The 21,042-nt window shown below is 72.2% G+C and carries 15 protein-coding genes; 4 read left to right on the top strand and 11 right to left on the bottom strand.

What is annotated here, in order from left to right; all coding sequences use genetic code 11:
- Positions 1-49: 49 nt before the first annotated feature.
- From AC07DA_RS22305 to AC07DA_RS22295, 3 genes are all read right to left on the bottom strand, one after another.
- On the bottom strand, positions 50-1,405 hold the full coding sequence (locus AC07DA_RS22305; protein WP_479129913.1) for a serine hydrolase domain-containing protein: 1,356 nt from the start codon (positions 1,403-1,405) through the stop codon (positions 50-52).
- Between the two features lie 91 nt (positions 1,406-1,496).
- Entirely contained in the window at positions 1,497-2,705 is a 1,209-nt protein-coding gene (locus AC07DA_RS22300; protein ID WP_479129912.1) for a cytochrome P450, read from the bottom strand.
- A gap of 1,296 nt (positions 2,706-4,001) precedes the next feature.
- Positions 4,002-5,492, bottom strand: coding sequence for a SulP family inorganic anion transporter (locus AC07DA_RS22295; RefSeq protein ID WP_479129911.1), 1,491 nt, complete (start codon positions 5,490-5,492; stop codon positions 4,002-4,004).
- 419 nt (positions 5,493-5,911) lie between these two features.
- Between AC07DA_RS22295 and AC07DA_RS22290 the strand changes: the two genes are divergently transcribed.
- Complete coding sequence (locus AC07DA_RS22290; protein ID WP_479129910.1) at positions 5,912-6,322, top strand: MerR family transcriptional regulator; 411 nt, start codon at positions 5,912-5,914, stop codon at positions 6,320-6,322.
- A 268-nt stretch (positions 6,323-6,590) separates the two neighbouring features.
- Here AC07DA_RS22290 and AC07DA_RS22285 read toward each other — a convergent pair whose 3' ends face one another.
- From AC07DA_RS22285 to AC07DA_RS22265, 5 genes are all read right to left on the bottom strand, one after another.
- Entirely contained in the window at positions 6,591-6,956 is a 366-nt protein-coding gene (locus tag AC07DA_RS22285) for a hypothetical protein (protein ID WP_479129909.1), read from the bottom strand.
- A gap of 248 nt (positions 6,957-7,204) precedes the next feature.
- Complete coding sequence (locus AC07DA_RS22280) at positions 7,205-9,280, bottom strand: SpoIIE family protein phosphatase (RefSeq protein ID WP_479129908.1); 2,076 nt, start codon at positions 9,278-9,280, stop codon at positions 7,205-7,207.
- Positions 9,281-9,284: 4 nt separating this feature from the next.
- A complete protein-coding gene (locus AC07DA_RS22275; RefSeq protein WP_479129907.1) occupies positions 9,285-10,442 on the bottom strand; it encodes an acyl-CoA dehydrogenase family protein in 1,158 nt (385 codons plus the stop codon).
- Between the two features lie 305 nt (positions 10,443-10,747).
- Positions 10,748-11,701 (bottom strand): anti-sigma factor RsbA family regulatory protein, encoded by a 954-nt coding sequence (locus tag AC07DA_RS22270; protein WP_479129906.1) that lies wholly within the window; start codon positions 11,699-11,701, stop codon positions 10,748-10,750.
- Positions 11,698-12,582: an MEDS domain-containing protein gene (locus tag AC07DA_RS22265; protein WP_479129904.1), complete on the bottom strand. Its 885-nt coding sequence runs from the start codon at positions 12,580-12,582 to the stop codon at positions 11,698-11,700. Before AC07DA_RS22265 ends, AC07DA_RS22270 begins: the two co-directional genes overlap by 4 nt.
- 260 nt (positions 12,583-12,842) lie before the next feature.
- Here AC07DA_RS22265 and AC07DA_RS22260 point away from each other — a divergent pair, with 260 nt between their 5' ends.
- Positions 12,843-13,574, top strand: a complete 732-nt coding sequence (locus tag AC07DA_RS22260; protein WP_479129903.1) for a TMEM175 family protein — start codon at positions 12,843-12,845, stop codon at positions 13,572-13,574.
- 39 nt (positions 13,575-13,613) lie between these two features.
- Here the strand turns inward: AC07DA_RS22260 and AC07DA_RS22255 are convergent, their stop codons facing one another.
- Entirely contained in the window at positions 13,614-14,591 is a 978-nt protein-coding gene (locus AC07DA_RS22255) for an NAD(P)H-dependent flavin oxidoreductase (protein ID WP_479129902.1), read from the bottom strand.
- Positions 14,592-14,646: 55 nt separating this feature from the next.
- A complete protein-coding gene (locus tag AC07DA_RS22250; protein ID WP_479129901.1) occupies positions 14,647-15,981 on the bottom strand; it encodes an NAD(P)/FAD-dependent oxidoreductase in 1,335 nt (444 codons plus the stop codon).
- Positions 15,982-16,102: 121 nt separating this feature from the next.
- On the opposite strand from AC07DA_RS22250, the gene AC07DA_RS22245 reads away from it, so the two are divergent.
- Positions 16,103-18,715 carry an ATP-binding protein gene (locus AC07DA_RS22245; protein WP_479129900.1) on the top strand — a complete coding sequence of 871 codons (2,613 nt, stop codon included), beginning with the start codon at positions 16,103-16,105 and terminating at the stop codon, positions 18,713-18,715.
- 116 nt (positions 18,716-18,831) lie between these two features.
- Here the strand turns inward: AC07DA_RS22245 and AC07DA_RS22240 are convergent, their stop codons facing one another.
- Positions 18,832-20,043 (bottom strand): glycosyltransferase, encoded by a 1,212-nt coding sequence (locus AC07DA_RS22240; RefSeq protein WP_479129899.1) that lies wholly within the window; start codon positions 20,041-20,043, stop codon positions 18,832-18,834.
- Positions 20,044-20,809: 766 nt separating this feature from the next.
- Between AC07DA_RS22240 and AC07DA_RS22235 the strand changes: the two genes are divergently transcribed.
- A partial coding sequence (locus tag AC07DA_RS22235) for a carbonic anhydrase (protein WP_479129897.1) occupies positions 20,810-21,042 on the top strand: 233 nt, incomplete at its 3' end.

Genomic DNA, 21,042 nt, shown 5'->3' with positions numbered 1-21,042 from the left:
GGCACTGCCGATCCGGCACACCGTGAGACGGTGCCGATCGGGCGCGCGGTCAGTCGGTGCCTGTGCGGCGCGCGGTGCGTCCGGAGACCTGCAGGCGGTCGATGGCCCCGGTGGCGGGATCGCGGTGGAAGCGGCCGCCCGGTTCGACCCGGCCGGTGGCCGGATCCACCAGGTCGCAGGACAGGTCCGGGTAGCACACCAGCGGGATGGGATAGTCGCCGTCGACGGACAGGGTCGGCATGCCGTCCCCGTCGAGCTTGACGACGTACTCGGTGCCCCCGTTGCGGTAGGTCCCGGCGCACTCCGGGAGCGCCACGGCGGGTCCGCGGCCGGTGCCGGCGGCCGGGGCGGTGGGCACGCGCACGCCGGTGAGCCGGGCGAGCTCCGCGCCCAGGTCACGCCACAGGGCGGTGGCGGCGCCCGCGTTGCCGGTGAAGGCGACGACGACGCCGCTTTCCGGGTCCGCCCGCAGGTGGCAGGAGGTGCCCTGGGCGTTCCCGTCGTGGCCGCACCACACCCGGCCGTCCTGCCGGAAGAGGGCGAGACCCAGGCCCCAGGCGTCGGCGAGGGCGCCGGGGTCGGCGGACGGTTCGGGGCGCCGCATCCGCTCGCCGACGGCGGCCGGCAGCCCGGCGGACCTGCCGATCACGGCCCTGCCCAGGGCGACCAGGTCCTCGGCGCTCGCCAGCAGCGCTCCGGCCGGGGCCTCCACCGGAGCGAGGTTCTGGCGGGCCGGGCGTACCAGGCCCGTGGCCGTGTTGAGGGCGTGGCCGCTGGCGACCGGCCGGGCGGGGGCGACGTCGCCGAGGAAGGTCGGGACGATGTCCAGGGGCTCCAGGACGAGCGCTGCCACCGCTTCCTGCCAGGTCATGCCCGTCACTTCGGACAGGATGCGGCCGGCGGCGACGTAGCCGGCGTTGGAGTACGAGAAGCCGGTGCCCGGCGGGAAGAGGGTGTTCCCGGCGGTGCAGACCGCGGAGAGGTACCGGGAGGCGGTGGTGCCGACGGCACTGTCGGAGTCGGGGCCGGTGGGCAGACCGGCGGTGTGACTCAGCAGGTGCCGCACCGTCACCTCGGGTATCTCCCCCGACAAGTCGGGCAGAAAGTCGCTGACGGGTTCGTCCAGGTCCAGGTCCCCGTCGTCGGCGAGGAGCAGGACGGCCGCGGCCGTGGCGACCTTGGTGACGGAGCCCAGGGGGACGGCCGTCTCCGCGGTGAACGGGGTGTTCGCCAGGGCGTCGGCCGTGCCGGTGTGCGCGCTGAGGACCTGGGTGCCCGTGTGGACGGCCAGTTGGGCGCCGGGCACGCGGTGGGCGCGCGCGAGGGAGTCGAGGCGGCTGCCTAACTCCTGGTGCGAGGAGGTCGACGGCCGGTGCGCGGCCGGAGCGGTGGTCGGGTACGGCATGGGGAGGTGACTCCTGGTGAGAGCGGGTGCGGGGACGAAAGACGCGGCCGGCCCGCGGGTGAGCGGTGCGGGGCGTGCGCGTCGACGCGCCTTACGGCCTGGTGACGACGACCGGCAGATGGCGAACGCCGACGATGACGGCCGGGTTCTGGTACGTGACGTCGTCGTACGAGGGCACCGCGATGGAGGAGAAACGTTCCATCATCATCTGCAGGGCGATACGGGCCTCCAGCCGGGCCAGCGGGGCGCCGAAACAGAAGTGGATGCCGTGTCCGAAGGTCAGATGGGGATTGGGATCGCGGGCCGCGTCGAAGACATCCGGCGAGGTGAAGCGGGAGGGGTCGCGGTTGGCGGCCCCCAGGTGCACCATCAGCAGCGTGCCGGACGGGATCTCGTGCCCGCCGAGCGTCACCGGCCGGGTGGTGCGCCGGCCGAGCTCGGGGAAGGGCGGCAGCCAGCGCAGGACTTCCTCGACGGCGTTCGGCACCCGGTCCGGGTCCTCGCGCAGTGCGGTGAGCGTGCCGGGCCGCCGGTCGAAGGTGACCATGGCGTTGCCGAGCAGCGCGGTGGTGGTGATGTGCCCGGCGACCAGCAGCAGCGCGACGAACCCGACGATCTCCTGGTCCTCCAGCCGGGTTCCGTCGACCTCGGCGGTGAGGAGGCTGCTGGTCAGGTCGTCACCGGGGTGGGCGCGGCGGTGCCGGATGTGATCCAGGACGTAGCCGTTCATCTCGCGCACGGTCGGGGCGATGGCCTCCAGCGCCCGTTCCAGGTCGGCCGTGTCGAGGCTGTCCCCGAGCTGGTCGCCGCCGAAGAGGGTGGCGGCCCACTCCTGGAACAGCCGGTGGTCCTCGGCGGGGATACCGAGGAGTTCGGCGATCACGATGATCGGCAGCGGGTAGGCGAGGGTGTCGACCAGGTCGAACCGGTCGCGGTCGGCGACGCCGTCGAACAGCCGCGCGCACACGGCCTCGATGCGGGGTGCGAGCCCGTGGACCACGCGCGGAGTGAAGGCCTGGCTCACCAGGGTGCGGAGCTTGCGGTGTTCCGGCGGGTCCATGCCGACGAAGTTGCCCTGCCGGAAGGCCTCGAAGTCCTCCTGGGTGGGGGCGATCGGCGTCATGTCCGAGGAGTACGTCGCCGGGTCGGACAGGACCGCCGAGACACCCTGGTGGTCCACGACGTGCCACTGCCGCCGCTCCTCGTCGTACGTCACGGGGCCCGCGTCGCGTAAGGACCGCCAGTGCTCGGGTAACGCGTCAAGGGGCGATTCGGCCCCGGTCAGTTGTGTGCTTGTCACGTTTCTCCTTGGGTGAGGACGCGCGTATCCGGCGGCGGACCGCCGACCGTGCGCGGTGGCCGATCGCGGGCAGCGGTGGCCGCCACGGGTTCGGCCATCGGGGGCGTGGCACCGCGGGGCGGTCGTTCCGCGCCAGGCGACCGGCGCGGTGGCTCAGCCGGGTCGGCGCTGGCAGCGGCTGGATCCTCGATGGACTCCAGCTGCGTGGCGCCGTCCACCGCTCGGGACGTGCCGGACCGGCGTCAGCGGAACCGAGGGCACGACGGGGACGGTGGGGCGGCGGTTCCGAACGGTCCGGACGCCCACCGAGCAGCGGACAGGCCCGCACGTGCGCTGCCTGGCGGTACGCGCCCAGGGCACCTAGCAGACACCACCACGTCCCCCCAGTGTCTTCTCCGCGCAGCAGCCCTGCGCAGAACTCCCCTGTTCTTACGATTCACGTGCCAAGAAATCGCTTCGACACGGTTCATCCCGGCCGAGTGCGCTCACAGTTTTCACGTTGGGTCACAGGTTGGCAACCCCCCGACGATGAAGGGGAGATGGCCGTCCAGCAGCCCACCAAAGAGGGCGTGTATCCCGCCGTTTCACACTCAAACCCGGGACCTGAGAAGAAAAAACCGGGCCGCGTCACGGCGCTCGGGCACCGCCGCCCCCGCGCTCCTGGCCGCATGCCCCACCGCCTGCCGGTTCGCTCGGACCGGGCGGTGGACGGCGGTGTGACCACCAGGCCCCGAGAAGCGTGGCGCGTTTCCAGAAGTCCGGCACCGCGGCGCCGCGCCATTCCGACCGCGGCCTTCTCTTTTGAGCCATTTATCTGTGCGCCATTCCCTCCGATCGCAGCGACACGCCAGCCCAGAACTGCTCGAATCCTGCCTGCTGAAAGAGCGCTCGGCGATGCCGGGTACGCACCACGGCCTCCACTTGCCACGCGCGGTTCCGGTCAACGGCACCGCGACCGGGCGCGACAACCCGGGGGGCCGTGATCCGATGGACTCGTCCCGCGTACTCGGCCACGGTTGCGGGCGACGTGCCGCCCGGCACACCGGCGCGCTGCCCCGCCTGAAGCTCCCGCGCTGCGCCCGCCACCGCGAGGCCTTGTCGGCCACCCGGCACCGCCGAACCTCCGCGGTCCGCACGGCCGCCTCCCTGCCGACGGCACCCGCGCTTTCGGAGAGACGCGACCGCACCTGCCCGGCTACGGCGACTGGACCGGCCGGGCGTCGACCACCCTGACCGGCGTCGGCCGCCCTGATCGGCGTCGGCCGCCCGGCCCGGACGCTCACGGTTCCCGGTACGTCAGTGGCCGGCCGCGAGCTCGCCGCTGAGCTTGTCGTGCAACCGCGCGCTGGGGTCGTTCAGGCCGGTGATGTCGACGCTCTTGCCGCGCTGGGCGTACTTGGTCTCGATCGCGTCCAGGGCCGCGACGGAGGAGGCGTCCCATACGTGCGCCGCGGAGAGGTCGATCACGACCTTCTTCGGGTCACCCGCGTAGTCGAACTGGCCGACGAGGTCGTTGGAGGAGGCGAAGAACAACTCGCCGGTGACCCGGTAGACCACCGTGCTGCCGTCCGGGTCGAGCACGGCCGTGACCTGGGCGAGGTGCGCAACGCGCTTGGCGAAGACCACCATCGCGGTGATGGAGCCGACGACGACGCCGACGGCGAGGTTGTGGGTGGCCACGACGCAGGCGACCGTGATCACCATCACGGCGATCTCGCCCGCGGGCATCCGCTTGAGGGTCCGGGGGGCGATGGAGTGCCAGTCGAAGGTCGCGAACGACACCATGATCATGACGGCCACGAGGGCGGCCATGGGGATGTCGGAAACGACCGGGCCGAAGGCGATGCACAGCACCATCAGGAACGCGCCGGCCAGGAACGTCGAGACGCGGGTGCGGGCACCGGAGACCTTCACGTTGATCATCGTCTGGCCGATCATGGCGCAGCCGCCCATGCCGCCGAAGAAGCCGGTGACGATGTTGGCGACGCCCTGGCCGATGGACTCGCGGGTCTTGTCGGAGTGCGTGTCGGTGATGTCGTCGACAAGCTTGGCGGTCATCAGCGACTCCATGAGACCGACGAGCGCCATGGCGAACGCGTAGGGGGCGATCGTCGTGAGCGTGTCCATCGTGAACGGCACGTCGGGCAGGCCGGGCACCGGCAGCGAGGACGGCAGCGCGCCCTTGTCCCCGACGGTCGGCACGGCGATGGCCGCGCCGACGGTGATGACGGTGAGGACCACGATGGAGACCAGCGGCGCCGGGATCACGGTGGTGACCTTCGGGAAGAACACCATCAGCGCGAGCCCGCCGACGATCAGCGGGTATACCGCCCATGGCACGTCGGTCACCTCCGGTACCTGGGCCATGAAGATCAGGATGGCGAGGGCGTTGACGAAGCCGACCATCACCGAGCGCGGGATGAACCGCATCAGCTTCGCCACCCCGAGCGCGCCCAGCACGATCTGGAAGACGCCGGCGAGGATGACGGCGGCGATCAGGTAGCCCAGGCCGTGCTCCCGGTTGAGCGGGGCGATGACCAGAGCGACGGCGCCGGTCGCGGCGGAGATCATGGCACGGCGGCCACCGACGACCGAGATGACCACGGCCATGGTGAAAGAGGCGAACAGGCCCACCGCCGGATCGACCCCGGCGATGATCGAGAAGGAGATGGCCTCGGGGATCAGTGCCAGGGCCACGACCAGGCCCGCGAGGACCTCGGTGCGCCAGACCTTCGGGTTGTTCAGCCAGTCGGGCTTCAGGCCGCGCAGGCGCGCGGCCGGGGACACAGCGGTAGCGGAGGACAAGAGTTCAGGAACCTGTCGTGCTCGGGCACACCCCCGTCGCAGGCCGGGGATGGGCGGGATGTCGCGGAGGGGCCGGTCCGGCACGTCGCGGGGACGGCCCCGTCATGCGCGGAGCCGGAGGACCAGACGGGGCGGAGTGGGCTGGCGCGAGGGCGCCAGGGCTCACGTCCAGGGGCGGAGCGTCACGGCGGGCAGACGGCGGCGCCGGGCGTCATGGGCTCGCGCACGCGTCTCTCCTGCAAGAATCGGATCTTCGCCGGGAGCGGCATCGGCCCCGGAACGGCAGTGGCGGGGGCAGCCGGGCCGCCCTCACCTTTCCCAACTCTACCCTAACGTTAGAGTAGGGGTCGGTGAGGTCGCACGGGACGCAGCCCGCCACGAGGGAAGGCCAGGAGCAGGACGTGGACGGCAGGCACATGCAGATCGGCGAGGTCGCCGCGCGCACCGAGCTGTCCCTGCGCACCATCCGGCACTACGAGGAAACCGGTCTCGTCGTCCCCTCCGCCCGCTCCCAGGGAGGCTTCCGCCTCTACACCGACAGCGACGTCGCCCGCCTCATGGTCATCCGGCGGATGAAGCCGCTCGGCTTCACGCTGGATGAGATGCGGGACCTGCTGGACGCCACCGACCGCCTCGACGCCGGTGACGCACTCGGCCCGGATGAGCGCGAGGCGCTCCTTCAACGCGTGCGCGAGTACGAGCGGAATGCGGCGGAGCAGGTGGAGAAGCTACGCGTCCAGCTCGCCCGCGCCGAGGACTTCGCCGCCACACTGCGGGCACGGCTGCCCGAGCACCAGCCGGCCCGGCCCTGACCGCTCTCGGCTCCGGCAGCCCGCCGCCCAGCAGACGCCGCGCCACGCCGGGCTCGATGCGGTCGCCGTGTTCGAGGAGCGCCGACGGCCATCGGTGGGCCTGTTCCTCCACCTGGGGCGAGGTCGCCGGAGTCTTCCGGGCGGACCGGGACAGTGGACGGCACTCCCATCCCACGCGGACGTCTCCGCCCGGCCGGAGGAAGAGGCGATCGGGTGGACAGCAGCGCCCCGGCACGTTCTGTGTCGTACCGAGGCGCCTGACGATGTGTCAGAAGCAGGGCCTGGAGACGTTGCCCACCTCGTTGCCCTTGAGCAGGCCGCCCCAGATGTAGTTGTCGTCCGAGAGGAGCACCCACTTGTTGTGGTAGACGCCGTTGGCGTTGACGTAACCGCCCTCGAGCCAGCACTCGGCGCTCAGGTTCTGGTTCGCCGCGACGGTGTAGGCGATCCGGTAGCCCGTCGAGGGTCCGATGCGCACATTGCCGTTGATCCAGGTGGTGACGGTCTGCGCCTGAATGCTCGCGGGCTGGGCCGCGGGTCGCTCCGCCGACGGGGCCGGTGCCGCGGCGGCCGGAACGGCCGCGCCGCCCGCCACCACGATCGCTGCCGCCACTGCGGTCATGAGCTTGGTCATCGAACGTGAAGTCCTGCGCCGCATGATGGTTTCTCCCTCTACGACAACGTGTGCCGGGTGGCTCGTCGGTGGCCGACTCGCTGTGCTTTCCTGTGCGCCGGCGCCTCACTCCACCTGCCCCATGGGGCCTGAAGCAGGGCGCGTTCGTCTTCCTGCTCTCTGCGCGCACGCAGGTCGGCGCAGTCCGGCCGCTTTGACCGGGCACCGGTATCGTAGGAACCGAGACGCGCTGCCGCTCCTGACAGATGTCAGGGACCCAGCCCACCGGGTGGGCCGTGCGGCGCAGTTGCCGTCAGGGTCAGCACGGCGAGGTCGTCGCGCAGTCGTTCACCCCACCACCGGTGAGCGTCGTCCATCAGGGCGGTGGCCATGTTCTGCGCGGGTGGCGACGCCCCGGCCGGCGGCAGGGAGGCGACGATGGCAGCGAGGTCTTCCGTGGTCCGCTGGTCGGCGGCGCCGGCCCCCTCGGTGAAGCCGTCGGTGTAGAGCACCAGGGTGTCACCGGCTCGTAGTTCCGCTTCGGTGACCGGGTGGCGCGGTGTGTCCAGAACGCCGAGCAACGGGCCCCGTGTCTCCAGGGGGGCGGTGTCACCGGCTGCTCGGCGCAGGAGCGGTGCGGGGTGGCCGGCGCTGGCGATCCGGAGGCGGGCGGGGGTCCGGCTGGCGTCGATGACCACGTAGACGAGGGTGCAGAAAGGGGTGTTCTGGCGGCGCAGCGCGGTGTTGATCAGGTCGAGCACGTGGGTGGGTTCGCTGGTGTGCTGGGCCGCGGTCCACAGGGTGTGCCGGACCAGGCCGGTGATGGCGGCCGCGTCGGGTCCCTTGCCGCAGACGTCTCCGAGGACCAGCACGTGCCGGCCGTCGGGGGCGGTGAAGGCGTCGTAGAAGTCGCCGCCGATGTGCAGCCCCTGGCTGAAGGGGGCGTAGCGGGCGTCCAGTTGGAACCCGGGCAGGTCGGGAAGGCGCGGTGGGAGGAGGGGCCGTTCCAGGGCGCGGGTGGCCTCCGTCAGGCGGTTGAGCAGACGGTCCTGCTGGGCGCCGACGGCCATCTGGTCGGCGATGTTCTCCAAGGTGGCCAGGACGGAACCGGGCAGCGCCAGAGGTGTGGTGATCGACAGTACACCGAGCAGTTCCCCACCGGAGACGAGCGGGAAACCGGCGAACGAGCCAGGCGTCTCCGAGGGTTCGGAGGCGTGCGGCTCGGTTCGTGAGGCGAGGTCCAGGTGCGGTCGGCGTGACGCGACCACGCGTTCCGCCAGAGCGCGCTGGTTCCGCTCGCACAGGGAGGTGTCGAGGTGTTCGGCGTCGGTTTCGGCGCAGATGGCATGGTCCAGTTCGCCACGGGTGTTCAGGGTCCACACGCAGACGCGGTCGGCGCCCAGGCGGTCGGTGGCGGCGCGCACGCACCGGTGCAGGCGTTCGCCCAGAGGTCCGGGAGCCGTCATGGCGGCGGCGACTTCCGCGGTGAGCAACGCGTGGGTGGTGCGTTCGGCGAGTCTGCGCTGGGCGTGCAGGCGGTCGGTGACGTCCTCGGTGAGGACGAGCGTCCGGCTGCGTCCCTCGGTGTCCAGCACCTGCCGGACAGCCATGCTCAGCGCCTGGGAGGTGCCGTCGCCGCGTACGCGTTCGAAGACCGCGTCGGGTTCGGCGTTCCGGTGTCGGCCGGCGGTCGTCAGGTGGCGGTGCAACGCGGTGCGCTGGTCCTCGGGGAACAGGTCGGTCAACGGCCGGTGCAGTGCCTGGGCCTCGGTCAGCTCCAGTACATCGGCGGCCCGCCGGTTCCAGGCGACGACCGCGTCGCCGTCCAGCATGAACACACCGATGGGAGCCTGGGACAGGAACTCTCCCAGCAGCCGTTCCCCGAGCTGCCGGTCGATCGAGGCCCCCGCCGACAAGCTGCGCTGGGCGGCGGCCTGCGCCGCCACGTGCGCTCGACGGTGACTGAGGTGCCGCAGCAGCTCGCTCACCACACCGGACAGCCGATGCGCTGCCTGACCGCCCTCCACCCGACGCACCACCTCGTCGGAGAACAGCAGCGGGAGCACGGCGAGCTTGTCCTTCGTGGCGGGGACGGCCGTCACGGCGACGGCCAGGTCCCCGGGGTGCGGCCGCAGGGAGTGGACGACGCCGACAGGCGCCGTGACCGTCTCCCCGAGCACGACCACCGTCGGCCGGCGCCGGCCGGGCGTACCGCCGGTGTAAGCCAGTACGTCCTCGGCGGTGGTCTGGATGATCTCGGCCGTTGCGGCCAGTTCGGCGGTGACGGCGCTGACCGTCCCGGACGGGACGTCGACGAGCAGCAACAGGGGCAGACCGTGGCTCATCGTGTCAGCCCTCGAGGAGCGGTTCGTCGAGCAGGGCCCGGCCGGTCCACACGCGCAGCAGGTCGGTCACGGGGGACATCACGTGCGCGGCACGGGCGTCGCGGAGCAGACGGTGCAGCGGTGACTGCTCGCCGTAGCCGACCCCGCCGACCAGGGTCAGGGCGTCGTTGACGGTGGCCTCGGCAGCGTCGGCCACCTCGGCCTTCGCGGAGGCCAGCCCGAGAAGTGCGTCAGGGCTGCCGATCTCCGCTTCGGCGGCGGCGTGGTAGATCAGGCGCCGCGTGCGCTCCACGCGGGCCCACATCGTGCCCAGCCGGTGCTGAACCACCGGCTGCCCGGCAGCGGACCGGCCGGTGCGCGCCCCTTTGCGCCGCAGCAGGTGGGTGCGGGCTTCCTCCAGGGCCGCAGCGGCCACTCCCAGATAGGTGCCGGCCATGGCCATCAGGAAATAGGGGGCGACGACGTTGAACACGTACCAGATCTCGTCGCCCTCCTCCCCCAGCAGGCACCAGTCGGCGATCTCGGCCCCTCGCAGCTCCATCCCGCGCGAGGCGTTGCCGCGCATGCCGAAGCCCTGCCACGGCGGCCCCCACTCCAGACCCGGCACGGTGGCGTCGACCACCGTGCAGGAGAACTGTCCCGGTGGCATGCCCGGTCCGGCGGCCAGAGTGGAGACGACATAGGAATCGGCGTGGCCGGCGTTGGTGACGAAGCTCTTGGATCCGGTCAGCCGCAGCCGGTCCCCCGCCACACGCTCCATGCGGGTTTGCGGCAGCCAGAACTCCCCGCCCGTCCCCGGCTCCGACAGGGCCAGGGTCGTCAGGTGCTCACCGGCGGCGATCGGTTCCAGATAGAGCTCCCGCTGCCGCCGGCTGGCCTTGGCGGCGATCACCGCTGAGCCGACCAGATGCATGCCGAAGCAGATCGACGTCGAGGCGCAGGCCCGTCCCGTCGCCTCCCCCACCTGTGCCACTGCCAGCAGCCCGTGCCCCATCCCTCCGTATGCGGCCGGCACCACCAACCCGCCCAGCCGGGACCGCAGCGCGGCCATGCCCTTCTCAGGCCAGCTCCGCCCTTCATCCACGGCCGCGGCCTGTGGGGCCAGGAGCTGCTCACCGATCTCTCGCGCCATGGACACCGCAGCGCCCAGCTCTACTCGCATACCCGCCGCACTCCGTCACGTCACCGGGCCCGGACGACAGCGTCGGCGGGCACCACGATCCTCCTTCGGCGCACTACTGCCAGACGCCCGTTCCCGCCCACCTTATGGCGTACCGCCGAGCGGCCGAGCAGCGCGTCGCCGCATCACCACGCACGGGGCTGACGGATACCCGGGAAGTCGCAGCCCGCACCGACGCACGCACCCGTCCCCGTGCGCCACAACACAGCACCAGGTCGGTGGCCGACTGCACGAACGTCGAGGGACAGGTGAACCCGGGCGTCTGGCCCCCCGTACGGCAAATCAGGTCAGTCCACGGTCATGTGCAGGCGCACGGTGAGACCAGTGGGGAGCATGCGCATCTCCACCAGGTCGCAGAGCTGGTGCATCATCCACACGCCCCGGCCGCCGGCTGCCGAGAAGGGGTCGGGCCGCTGCCGTCCGACGAGCGGATCGGCCATCCGGCCGCGGTCGCGAATCTCGGCGATCACCGCCTGCCCCAAGCGCCACAGACGCAGAGTGCCCTCCCCACCACCGTGACGGACGGAGTTGCTGGTCGCCTCGCTGACGGCCAGCAGCCAGTCGGTGCCCCGACGGGGTGACAGGCCCTCCGCTTCCGCCCAGAGCCGCGCGGCGTCCCGGACGCCTGCGAGGTCCCGTTCGCCGAAGTGCAGAACGGTGGCGCTCTCGGGTTCGGGCAGTGGCGTGTCGCAGTCCCGGCAGACCTCGTGGGGATCCGTGTGCGCCGGGCTGGGAAGGTAACCGTCGGCCCGCGCTATGACGGGGTGGGTGCGGCCCGCCTCGGCCAGCACGGGCTCGGGCAGCGCGGTCTCGTACGGGCACAGAATGGTGGCACCGCGGTGGGCGAAGGCCAGATTGATCAGCGCCTCGTGACGGGTGGCCTCCCGGGTCTCCTCCGGCGTGCGTCCCACCCAGATCGGCTCGCCCACGATGGACGGGCGCCCGGTGCGGTTGCGGTCGGCGAATTCCTGCAGCATCGACAGGATCCGCCCGGGGTTGCGTCCGGCCTGACGCATGTCGACCCAGGTGATGTGCGGGTGATCAGCGCCGAGCATCTCCTGGAGCAGACGCAGACGCTCGCCGGGCACGGCCACCAGCACCGGACGTCCACGGGAGGCGTCGGAGCGGATGAACTCGCCGACGCCCGCCAGGTAGTCCTCCGGCGTCGAGTAGAAGAGGGCCGGGTGGTGGAAGACCGCGTCGTGGTCCGGGCCGGAAGACGGGCGTGTCAACGTCGTCATCGGCCGACCACTTCCAGACCACTGCCGAGCTCGGGGAAGAGCTCCAGGATGCGCGTCAGAGCCAAAGGAGCACCAAGGACGTGTACGGATGCCCCGGCGGACCGTCGTATCGCCGCTTCAGCGAGGTCGGCCAGCGCCGCGGCATCGAGATGATCAAGGCCTGACAGGTCCAGGGTCACCCGCTGCGCCGGGGACCAGGCCAGGGCGGCCGCCGCCGCCGCGGTGACGTGCCGGTTCTCGTATCCGGCCGATCCGGCGAGGCGCAGGCCTGGGCCGTCGGCCAGGGGAACGACCGACAGCCCGGGCGCACGGTCGTCGCACCCGGGCGGCCTCAGCTGCGTCAGATGTGCTCCCGCGAGCACCTCGAGATGATCGTGCGGCAGCAGACGCCGGTCGTAGAAGCACCATGCGGTCAACGGCAGACGGTCGAAGACCTCGTGGTGGATGCGCAACTCGTATTCGAGCAGACGATCGACACCGGCGACGTCGCGGGCTGCCCAGGACATCTCCCCGATCGCCCGCACGCCCGCATGACCGCGCGCGGTGGCCGATGCGACGGTTTCATGCCACAGGCCGACCATGGCGTCGGGATCGAATCCGGTTCCGGCCAGATAGGTCTCCGCGGCGGTCGTCACCACCAGCTGACCCCAGCGAACGGCGGAGTCGGCGTCGATGCCGCGGTCGGTGAGGGTGCGCATCACGAGACCGGGGTCGGTGGTGTCCGCGAAGTACTGCACTTGTTCGCTGCGCCGCAGTCCTGCGCGGACGAACGCCTCCACATGGTCGGCCCACTCGGCATCGGTGGAGAACACCACGCTCGCATGTTTGCTGCCTGCCGCTTCTGCGCCCGCGAAGGCGGATGCGTCGTCAGCCAAAACCACTCCGCCTCTCCCAAGCGCCGCTTACGGCCGCATGAGGCACCGTGTGTCGGACAAGCACCCTACAGGCCGAGGCGACGGGCCTCTACACCGGTCAGCGGCTCTGTGCCCGAGACGCCTCCGGCACGCGATGCCCCGTGGTCGGAGCAGTACCGGCGGACGTCCCGTGATTGCCCACGACAGGCAAAGACCTAGATTCGGTAACCAAGTGACATATGGCGCGTTCCGGGTGCTGTACCGGGGAAGCGGAGGTGGCGGACGGTATGGCGGAACACGGCACCGCGGCCGGGGGCGACGCGGGCGACGAGCCGTCGCACGGTGGGGTGAACGCCGCACCGGGGCGGTGGCTGGTCGGGGCGGAACGCGAGCGGGACAGCGGACGGGTCGAGGCGTTCAGCGACGCGGTCATCGCCATTGTGCTCACGCTGATGTCCGTCGAACTGTTCGGCCTCGTCCCGGGCGAGACCGAGGCCGAGAGCCTCGGTGCCGCGCTCGCGCATGAGTGGCCGGCCTTCCTCGCCTACGTCATCAGTTTCCTGATCGTCGGCCAGATCTGGGTCACCCATCACAACATGTGGCGCTATGTCGAACGGGTCGACCAGACCCTGCTCGCCCTCAACCTGGCCCTCCTCCTTTTCGTCGCCCCGATCCCCTGGACCGCCAGCCTGCTGGCCGAGTACCTGCGCGGCAGCCACGAGGAGCAGGTGCTGACGGCGGGGATCTACGTCGGCGTCATCCTCGGGGAGGCCGTCTTCTTCAACATCGGCTGGTGGTGGGCTGCGCGCCGCGGACTGCTCGACGCCCGGATGCATCCGGACCTGGTACGGGCCGTGTCCCGCCGCTATCGCGTCGGGCCGCTGCTCTACCTGATCGCCTTCGCCGCGGTCTTCGTCAACCCGGTGCTCAGCCTGGCCCTGTACGTGTTGCTGATCGGGCTGTACATCTTCCCCGGCCCCGGGGACCTCCCTTCCGCCGGACGCAAGGCCAGGACCTGAGCGGACGGAGTGCCGACGCCGACGGGCCCGGGACCGCGCTCAGCGTGACGTGGGGCGCGTGTACGCGTCCGCGGTGCGGCGCAGGATCGACTCCGCCTCAGCGGCGATGCCCCGCACGATCTCGGCCGCCGGGAGGACGTCGTGGACCAGCGCCGCCGACTGGCCGGTGAAGGGCAGGAACTCGTGTCCGCGCCCGTCCAGCATCGCTTCCACGATGCGGGGGCCGGCTTCGGCCGGCTCCAGCTGCTCGGGGTGCGCTTCGGCGTCGTCGAGGAAGGGCGTGCGCAGCGAACGCGGGAAGGCGTAACCCCCGGGGCGTGAGAACGGCGGCATGAACCGTTCGCTGTGCCGCAGCTTGACCGTGTCACGCGCATCGGCGGCGACGATCCGGTCCTTCCACTCGTCGGCGATGGCCATCTCCACCGACGCGAGCAGGCGCGTGCCGATCGCGACGCCCTGGGCGCCGAGGGTCAGTGCCGCCGCCATGCCCCGTCCGTCGGCGATGCCGCCCGCGGCCACGACGGGTGTGTCCCCGGCGATGTCCACGACCTGCGGGACGAGCACCATCGTGGACACCTCACCGCCCTGGCCGCCCGCCTCGCCGCCCTGGGCGACGATGACGTCCGCGCCCGCCTGGACGGCCTGTTCCGCCTGCCGGACGTCCATGACCTGCTGGATCCACAGGATGCCCGCCTCGTGTGCGCGCTCGATCAGGTCACCGGGAACGCCCAGGTGGAAGGAGATCGCGGCCGGGCGCTCCTCCAGGGTCGCCCGGAACGCCTCCTCGTTCAGCGGGCGCAGGGTGTGGTTGACGGCGAAGGGCCGGTCGGTCAGCTCCCGCATCCGGGCCCACTGGCGCCGTAGATCGGCCACCGGGCGCACCGCGGTGCCCAGGCTGCCGAGGGCTCCCGCCCCGCACAGCGCGGCGGCGAGATCGACCTGTTCGAAGGGCCCGTAGGGTGCGCCGATGACGGGCACCTCGATCCGCAGCACGTCGCACAGCGGCGTCTTCAGCATGGTCGCCACCTCCCGGCACCGGGTCGGACCCTGCCCTTCTACCATCCTCGCCCGCCTACGGCATGGGTGCACGGTGCCCCGTGCCGGCGCCGGCCGGCACCCGGGACCCGTCGCGCCGCCTGCCCCGTACCCAGGATCCGGCGAAGGCCCGGGCCATCACCTTCGGGTTGAGCAGGACGGACGGGCCGGCCGCCCGCATCGCGAACACCGCCAGTCGGCGGGCGATGTCGGGGTCGGACACGGCGGCCGCGTAGACGGCCCGTTGGAGACGGTCGGGCGGTGCGGCCAGGGCCTCTCGCCGCCCCAGGGCGTCGTACTGGTCGATGAACCGGTGCGCCCGACGGTAGGAGCGCAGTGCGGGGCGCAGGTCTCCCCCGCGGGCCAGGGTCTCGGCGGTCGCGTCGGCCAGCCACACCGCGCTGCGGAACGCCCAGCCGCATCCGACCGCCGGGACGGGGTCGGAGGTGGTCGCGGCGTCCCCGATCAGGGCCAGCCCGGGCCGCGGCGTGGGATCGCGGCGGACGCACGGGTAGTCGGTGGTGCCGACGAGGTTCGACACCCGTCGCGCGCCGGCCAGGGAGGGCCCGTCGGGCAGACCCGCGGCGAACCGTTCGAAGGCGGCGGTCCGGTCGGCGGTGAACTCCGCGAGCCGGTCCTTCGCCGGGAAGACGCCCACCTGGGTGAGCCCGTCGTCGACGGGGATGCACACGGCGACGTCCCGCCCGATGCGCCAGACCTGACCGTCGCCGGGGCCGTTCGCCACCGCTCCCTCGTAGTAGGTCCAGAACAGGAAGCGCTCGTTCGGGGCGTGGTCCTCGATGACCCCGGCGAGACCGGCGACCGTGGACCGGTGACCGTCCGCGCCGACGACCAGACGGGCTCGGAGCGTGGCGGTGCGTCCGGTCCTGACGTCCGTCGTGACGACCCCCTCGACGGCTCCCCCCGCGCCCTCGACGAGGCCGACGGCCCGGTGCCCGGGCTTGAGGTCCACTCCAGGGGTCGACCCGGCGATCTCCCGCAGCAGCGGGTCGAGTTTCCTGCGGCGCAGGCTGATCGCGGGCGGGACCTGGTCGCCCGGCCGGGGGACGATCCACTCGGTCCCGCCCTGGGCCCGTGTCCCGGGCCGGGTCGCCGGCCCCGCCCCGGATCCGATCCATACGCCGAGGCCGTGCGTCACCGCCGCGCCGCGCGCGAGCATCGGTTGCCAGAGGTCCAGTCGCCGCAGCACGTCGTGCGTACCGCCGAGCACGAAATGCCCGCACAGCGTCTTGTGCGCCTGCGGGCTGCGGTGCCGCTCGACCAGCGCCACCCGCAGCCCCGCCCGGCCGTACGCCGTCGCCGCCGTGCAGCCGGCGATGCTCGCGCCCACGATGATCATGTCGTAGTCCATGGCCGCCTCCGCCGTCCTAATGGGTCCCTTCCTCATCAGGCAGCGTGCGCGCGACGGCCGGGCGCGGACATCGGTAGGCGATACCCATCCTCCCGGGCGGTCGCCTACCTACCATCGAAGGGTGACGGCCGGAACATGGGCGCTGGAAGAGCGGGAGCGGGAGCTCGGGTCGCTGACCCGCTGGTGGGACGAGGCAGCCGCCGGCGCCGGGCGCCTCGTCCTGGTCGGGGGTGACGCGGGGGCGGGCAAGACCGCGCTGCTCCACGCCTTCGCCCGACGCCTGGGGAACGTACGCCTGCTCAGCGGCAGCAGCGAACCACTGGCCACACCGCTCCCGCTCGGTCCGCTGCGCGACATGACCGGCGCCCTGCCCGATCCGCTGCGCCGGGAGCTCAGCGACGGCATCGACCCCGTGAAGGTGCGTCGCCTCCTGCTCGACGAGTTGCGCGAGGGCGGTGTTCCGACCTGTGTGGTGCTGGACGACGCGCACTGGGCCGACGAGGCCACCCTGGACCTGCTGCGCTTCCTCGGCCGCCGCCTCGGGGCCTGCCGGGCCCTGGTCGTCGTGGCCTACCGGCAGGACGAGGTGGGGCCCCGCCATCCGCTGCGGGTGCTGGCCGGCGACCTGGCGGCGCTTCCCTCGGTGCGCCGGCTGACCGTGCCGCTGCTGTCCGAGGCGGCCGTCGCGCGTCTCGCGGCGGGAACCGGCATCGATCCGGGGGAACTGCACCGCCGTACCGGGGGCAACGCCTTCTTCGTGACGCAGGTGCTGGCCGACCGCGGAGCGACCGTGCCCGCCAGCGTCCGGGACGCGGTGCTCGCCCGAGCCGCACGTCTGGAACCGGGGGCGCGCGACGCACTCGACACCCTCGCCTGCCTGGGGACCCGGGCCGCGCCATGGCTGGTCGAAGCGGTCTCCGGCCGCCCGGCCCGAGAGCTCGACGCGTGCGTGGAGCGTGGGCTGCTCACCGGCGATCGCGGCACCGTCGCGTTCCGGCACGAGCTGGTGCGCGTCGCAGTCGAGCAGGCCGTCCCGCCGGGGCGGGCGGCGGAGCTGCACCGGCGGGCACTGGCCGTGCTCACCGCGCGCCCGACCGGCGAGGTGGAACCGGCCCGGCTCGCCGAGCACGCGCAACGGGCCCACGACCGGGCCGCCGTACTGGTCCACGCACCCCTCGCGGCGCGGCGGGCGTCCGCGCTCGGATCTCACAAGGAAGCCGCCGCCCACCTGCGCCACGCGCTCGACGCCCTCGGTGCGGGTCCGGCCGCGGACCGGGCGGGGCTGCTGGAGGAACTCGGACGGGAGTGCCATCTCGCCGACGACCTCGAAGCCGCCCTGCGGGCCCGGCAGGCAGCGGCCGAGGCGTGGCGGGAGGCGGGTGACCGGCGACGGCAGGGCGGGGCACTGGTCGGTCTGGCGATCACCGCGGCGCATCTGGCCCGGCAGATCCAGCTCGGCGAGAAGGCCTGTGAGGAGGCCCTCGGGCTGCTGTCCGGGCCGCCGCCGACGCCTGAGCTGGCACTGGCCTGCGCCGTCCGCGCGAAACTGTCCGCGATGGCGTTCCGGCACACCGAGGCGCTCGCCTGGGGTGAGCGGCTCCTCGCGATGACCGGCGACGGAACCGATCCGCAGGGGCGGGCGCTCGCGCTGTCGTCGATCGGCATCGGGCGCGCTCTGGGCGGGGACGCGGCCGGCCTCGGCCTCATCGGGGAGAGCGTCCGGCTGGCCCGCGGGGCGGCCGCTCACGACCAGGCCGGGCTCGCCTACTTCTGGCTGCAGCTGATCTGCGTGACCCGCCGCTGGTACGCGGAGGCCGAACGCTGGTACGGCGAGGCCCTCGCCTTCACCGACGACCACGGCCAGGAGGTCTGGCGGCAGTGGCTGCGCGCGTTCCGTTCCCGTGCGCTGCTCGACCAGGGACGGTGGGAGGAGGCGGAGGCGCTCGCGTCCGAGGTGCTGCGCACGGCGGGCGTGGACGACGGACGCAAGATGCTCAGCATGGTGGTGCTGGGGCGGCTGCGCGCACGCCGGGGCGACTGCGACCCCCGTCCCCTGCTGACCACGGCACGGTCGGCCATGGTCACGGCCGAACCGGTCGTGGGCTGGATCATCGGCGCCACACCGGCCCTGATCGAGGCCGTCACGTACACGGGTGACACCGGCCAGGTGCGCGCGATCGCCACGTCGGTGTCGGCCGCGGCGGAGGAACAGGGTGAGCCGTGGCTGCTGGGTGAACTCGCCTCCTGGCTCGCCCTGCTCGACGGGCCTCCCGCCGTGCCGCCGGACGTCGCCGAGCCGTACCGGCTCCAGCTGTCGGGGCGCCCGCGGGCGGCGTCCGCACGCTGGCAGGAGCTCGGCTGCCCCTACGAAGCCGCGCTCGCCCTCGCCGGCACCACCGACGAGGGCGCACTGCGGCAGGCGCTCACCGCGTTCGACCGTCTGGGTGCCGGACCGATGCGCGACATCACCGCCCGCCGGCTGCGCCGGCTCGGCGTGCGCGACATCCCCAGGCGCCCGTCGCGCGCGGCGGGCCCCGACGGGCTCAGCGCCCGTGAGCGGGAGGTGCTCGCCCTGCTGGCCGACGGGTTGCGCAACGCCGAGATCGCGCAGGCGCTGTTCCTGTCGCGGCGGACCGTCGAGCACCATGTGGCCGCCGTCCTGCGGAAGCTTCGCGTGGCGAACCGCGCGGAGGCCGCCCGGTACGCCCGGCACCACGGTGTCGCCGCCCTCTGACGACCGGCGGGGCGTGCGTGAGGGTCTCTCTCCCCCGGAGGTGCGCGCCGTGCGGTCGGCCCGAGGGGGCGGTGAGCTGGAACGGCAGCCCGTGCGCCGGGCGGCCTGACGGTGGGTCAGTGCTGCTTGCCGATCAGTAGGCGCGCGGCGGTGAATGCGCCGTCGGTGCGCATCCGGCCCGCCAGGGTACGGGCGGCCCGCACCGTCCGGGGGGCGAGGGCACGTCGCAGCGCTGTCGTGAGGGAGTCGGCCGTCGGGTTGCTCCCTGGGTGGGCGCTGCCGATCTGTAGCTCGTCGACGCGGTGTGCGAAGTAGAACTGATCGAACATCTGCGGGACGAGCACCTGGGGTGTCCCGGCTGTGGCAGCCGTGGTGGTGGTGCCGGCCCCGCCGTGGTGCACGACCGCGGCGACGCGCGGGAACAGTGCCTGCTGGTTCACCTCTTCGACCACCAGGCAGTCGGACGCGGGCTCGTCAAGCGAGAGGCCGGCCCAGCCGCGGGCGAGAACCGTGCGGCGGCCGAGTGCACGGGCGGCCGCGATCACCGTCCGGGTGACGCCCTCGGGGGCTCGTACGCTGCCGAATCCGAAGTAGACCGGCGGCTCTCCGGCGTCGAGGAATTCTTCCAGCTCGGGCGGGAGCGGGCGGTGGTCGGTCAGCGTCCACGCCCCGATCTGCAGGACGTCCAGCTCCGACGGCTCGGGCCACGGCGCGAGGGCGGGGTCGGCGGCGAGCCAGGGGGCGTCGGTGAAGATGTGGCGCCTGACATCGTCGACCGGAGCGAGCCCGGTGGCCTCGCGCTGCGCGTTGAGGGCCGCGCCCCACATGGCGTTCCAGCGTTGTGCGTCCTGGTCCCACAGGGTCCGGTTGTCGATCGTGCCGTCCGCCGGCTTGTCTCCCAGCATCCCGAAGACGGGCGGTGCGTGATGTGGGGAGGGCAGCGTCATGGGCGCGAACGCGGCGTAGACGTAGCCGGTGCCCCGTTGCTCGGCCACCGAGCGAGCCGCGATCGCGAGAGCACCGCCTGCCAGGATCACGTCGCATCCCTCGGCGGCCGAACCCACCACCGCGAACTGCTCCGCGACCGTGCCCTCGATCATCTGTCGCAGTTGCCCGGGCGTGGGCACAGCTCCTGCCGGCTGTTTCGCCGTGGCCTGCAGCCGCGGACCGACCGGAACATAGGTGACCCCGAGTGACTCCGCCCATTCCCGGAAGTCAGGCGGTGCGCACACCACGGCTTCCTGCCCCAGTTCCTGCAATCGCAGGGCCAGAGCGATCACCGGCTGGACCTCTCCCCGCGAGCCGATCGTGGACAACAGCGTCCGCATGTTCACTCCCCCAGTCCTCCTGTCGCGTCTCGTCGCGCGAAGGGCCATGTTCGTCCCCTGTGGGGGGCTTGCGGCAAGATCCCCCATGCGCTATACGGTCGAGTGGGAGGGGGAAACGGGGTCGTCTGTCACACCCCGGTTTCCGAGGGGCGACGCCGGCGCGATTGCGTTGCACGGCCGCCTTCCGCCGCGCCGAACAGCCATCGGCTGCCGTCGAAGAAACTTTTACGCCAAGTCCACTTCGACTTTCAGGCTCTCTTCAGCCACAAACGCTCAGTTAACCCCGCAAACGACTTTGCCAAGTTAATGTGTTTCTTGACTGACCATTGACCGGGCCTTGGTACACACAAAGGGTAGTGGACTGGCAGGAGGGCGCATGTCCGGAGTCACGAAGCCCCAGACCGTAGTTTCGGTGTCGCCGTCCTGCTCGTCCTCCAGTTCCCGGCGTGTTCGGTGCCCATTGCGTCCGCGCACACAGCGCGGGAGTCGTAAGTCCCCGGGGATCGAACGGGTCCTTTGCATACCCGAAATGGGCCCCGGGCAGGCGGTAGCGTCTCCGGCACGCCGGACCGCCCGCCCATGAAGGGGCGGGCCTCGGCCGCGTCACGCGGTCACGGCCCGCATTGCGCACGATGGCAGGCCGAGGTGGGCGTCCGCCCACTCGCCCGCCGCTCCACAGGTGTTCCGCTGCTGAGCAGCACAACCCCCACCCCTGTCGTGTAAGTCCGACGCGCACCCCACGGCGCGCCAGGAGGAGTCACCAACCATGCAGCCCCTCATCGACAACGCCCGCATGTTCGGACAGCGCCCTGAGGAGTTCGCTCACCTCGCCAAGGGACAGTCACCGGACGTCCTGTTCATCACCTGCTCCGACTCCAGGGTCGTACCGGCCCTGATCACGGGCGCCCGTCCCGGTGAGCTCTTCGAGCTGCGCACCGCGGGCAACGTGGTTCCGCCCCACACCTCCGCCACCCCCACCGGCGAGGCGGCCACCATCGA

This window comes from Streptomyces sp. NPDC044921 (assembly GCF_056432865.1).
This window is presented reverse-complemented; position numbering and strand designations above follow the sequence as displayed.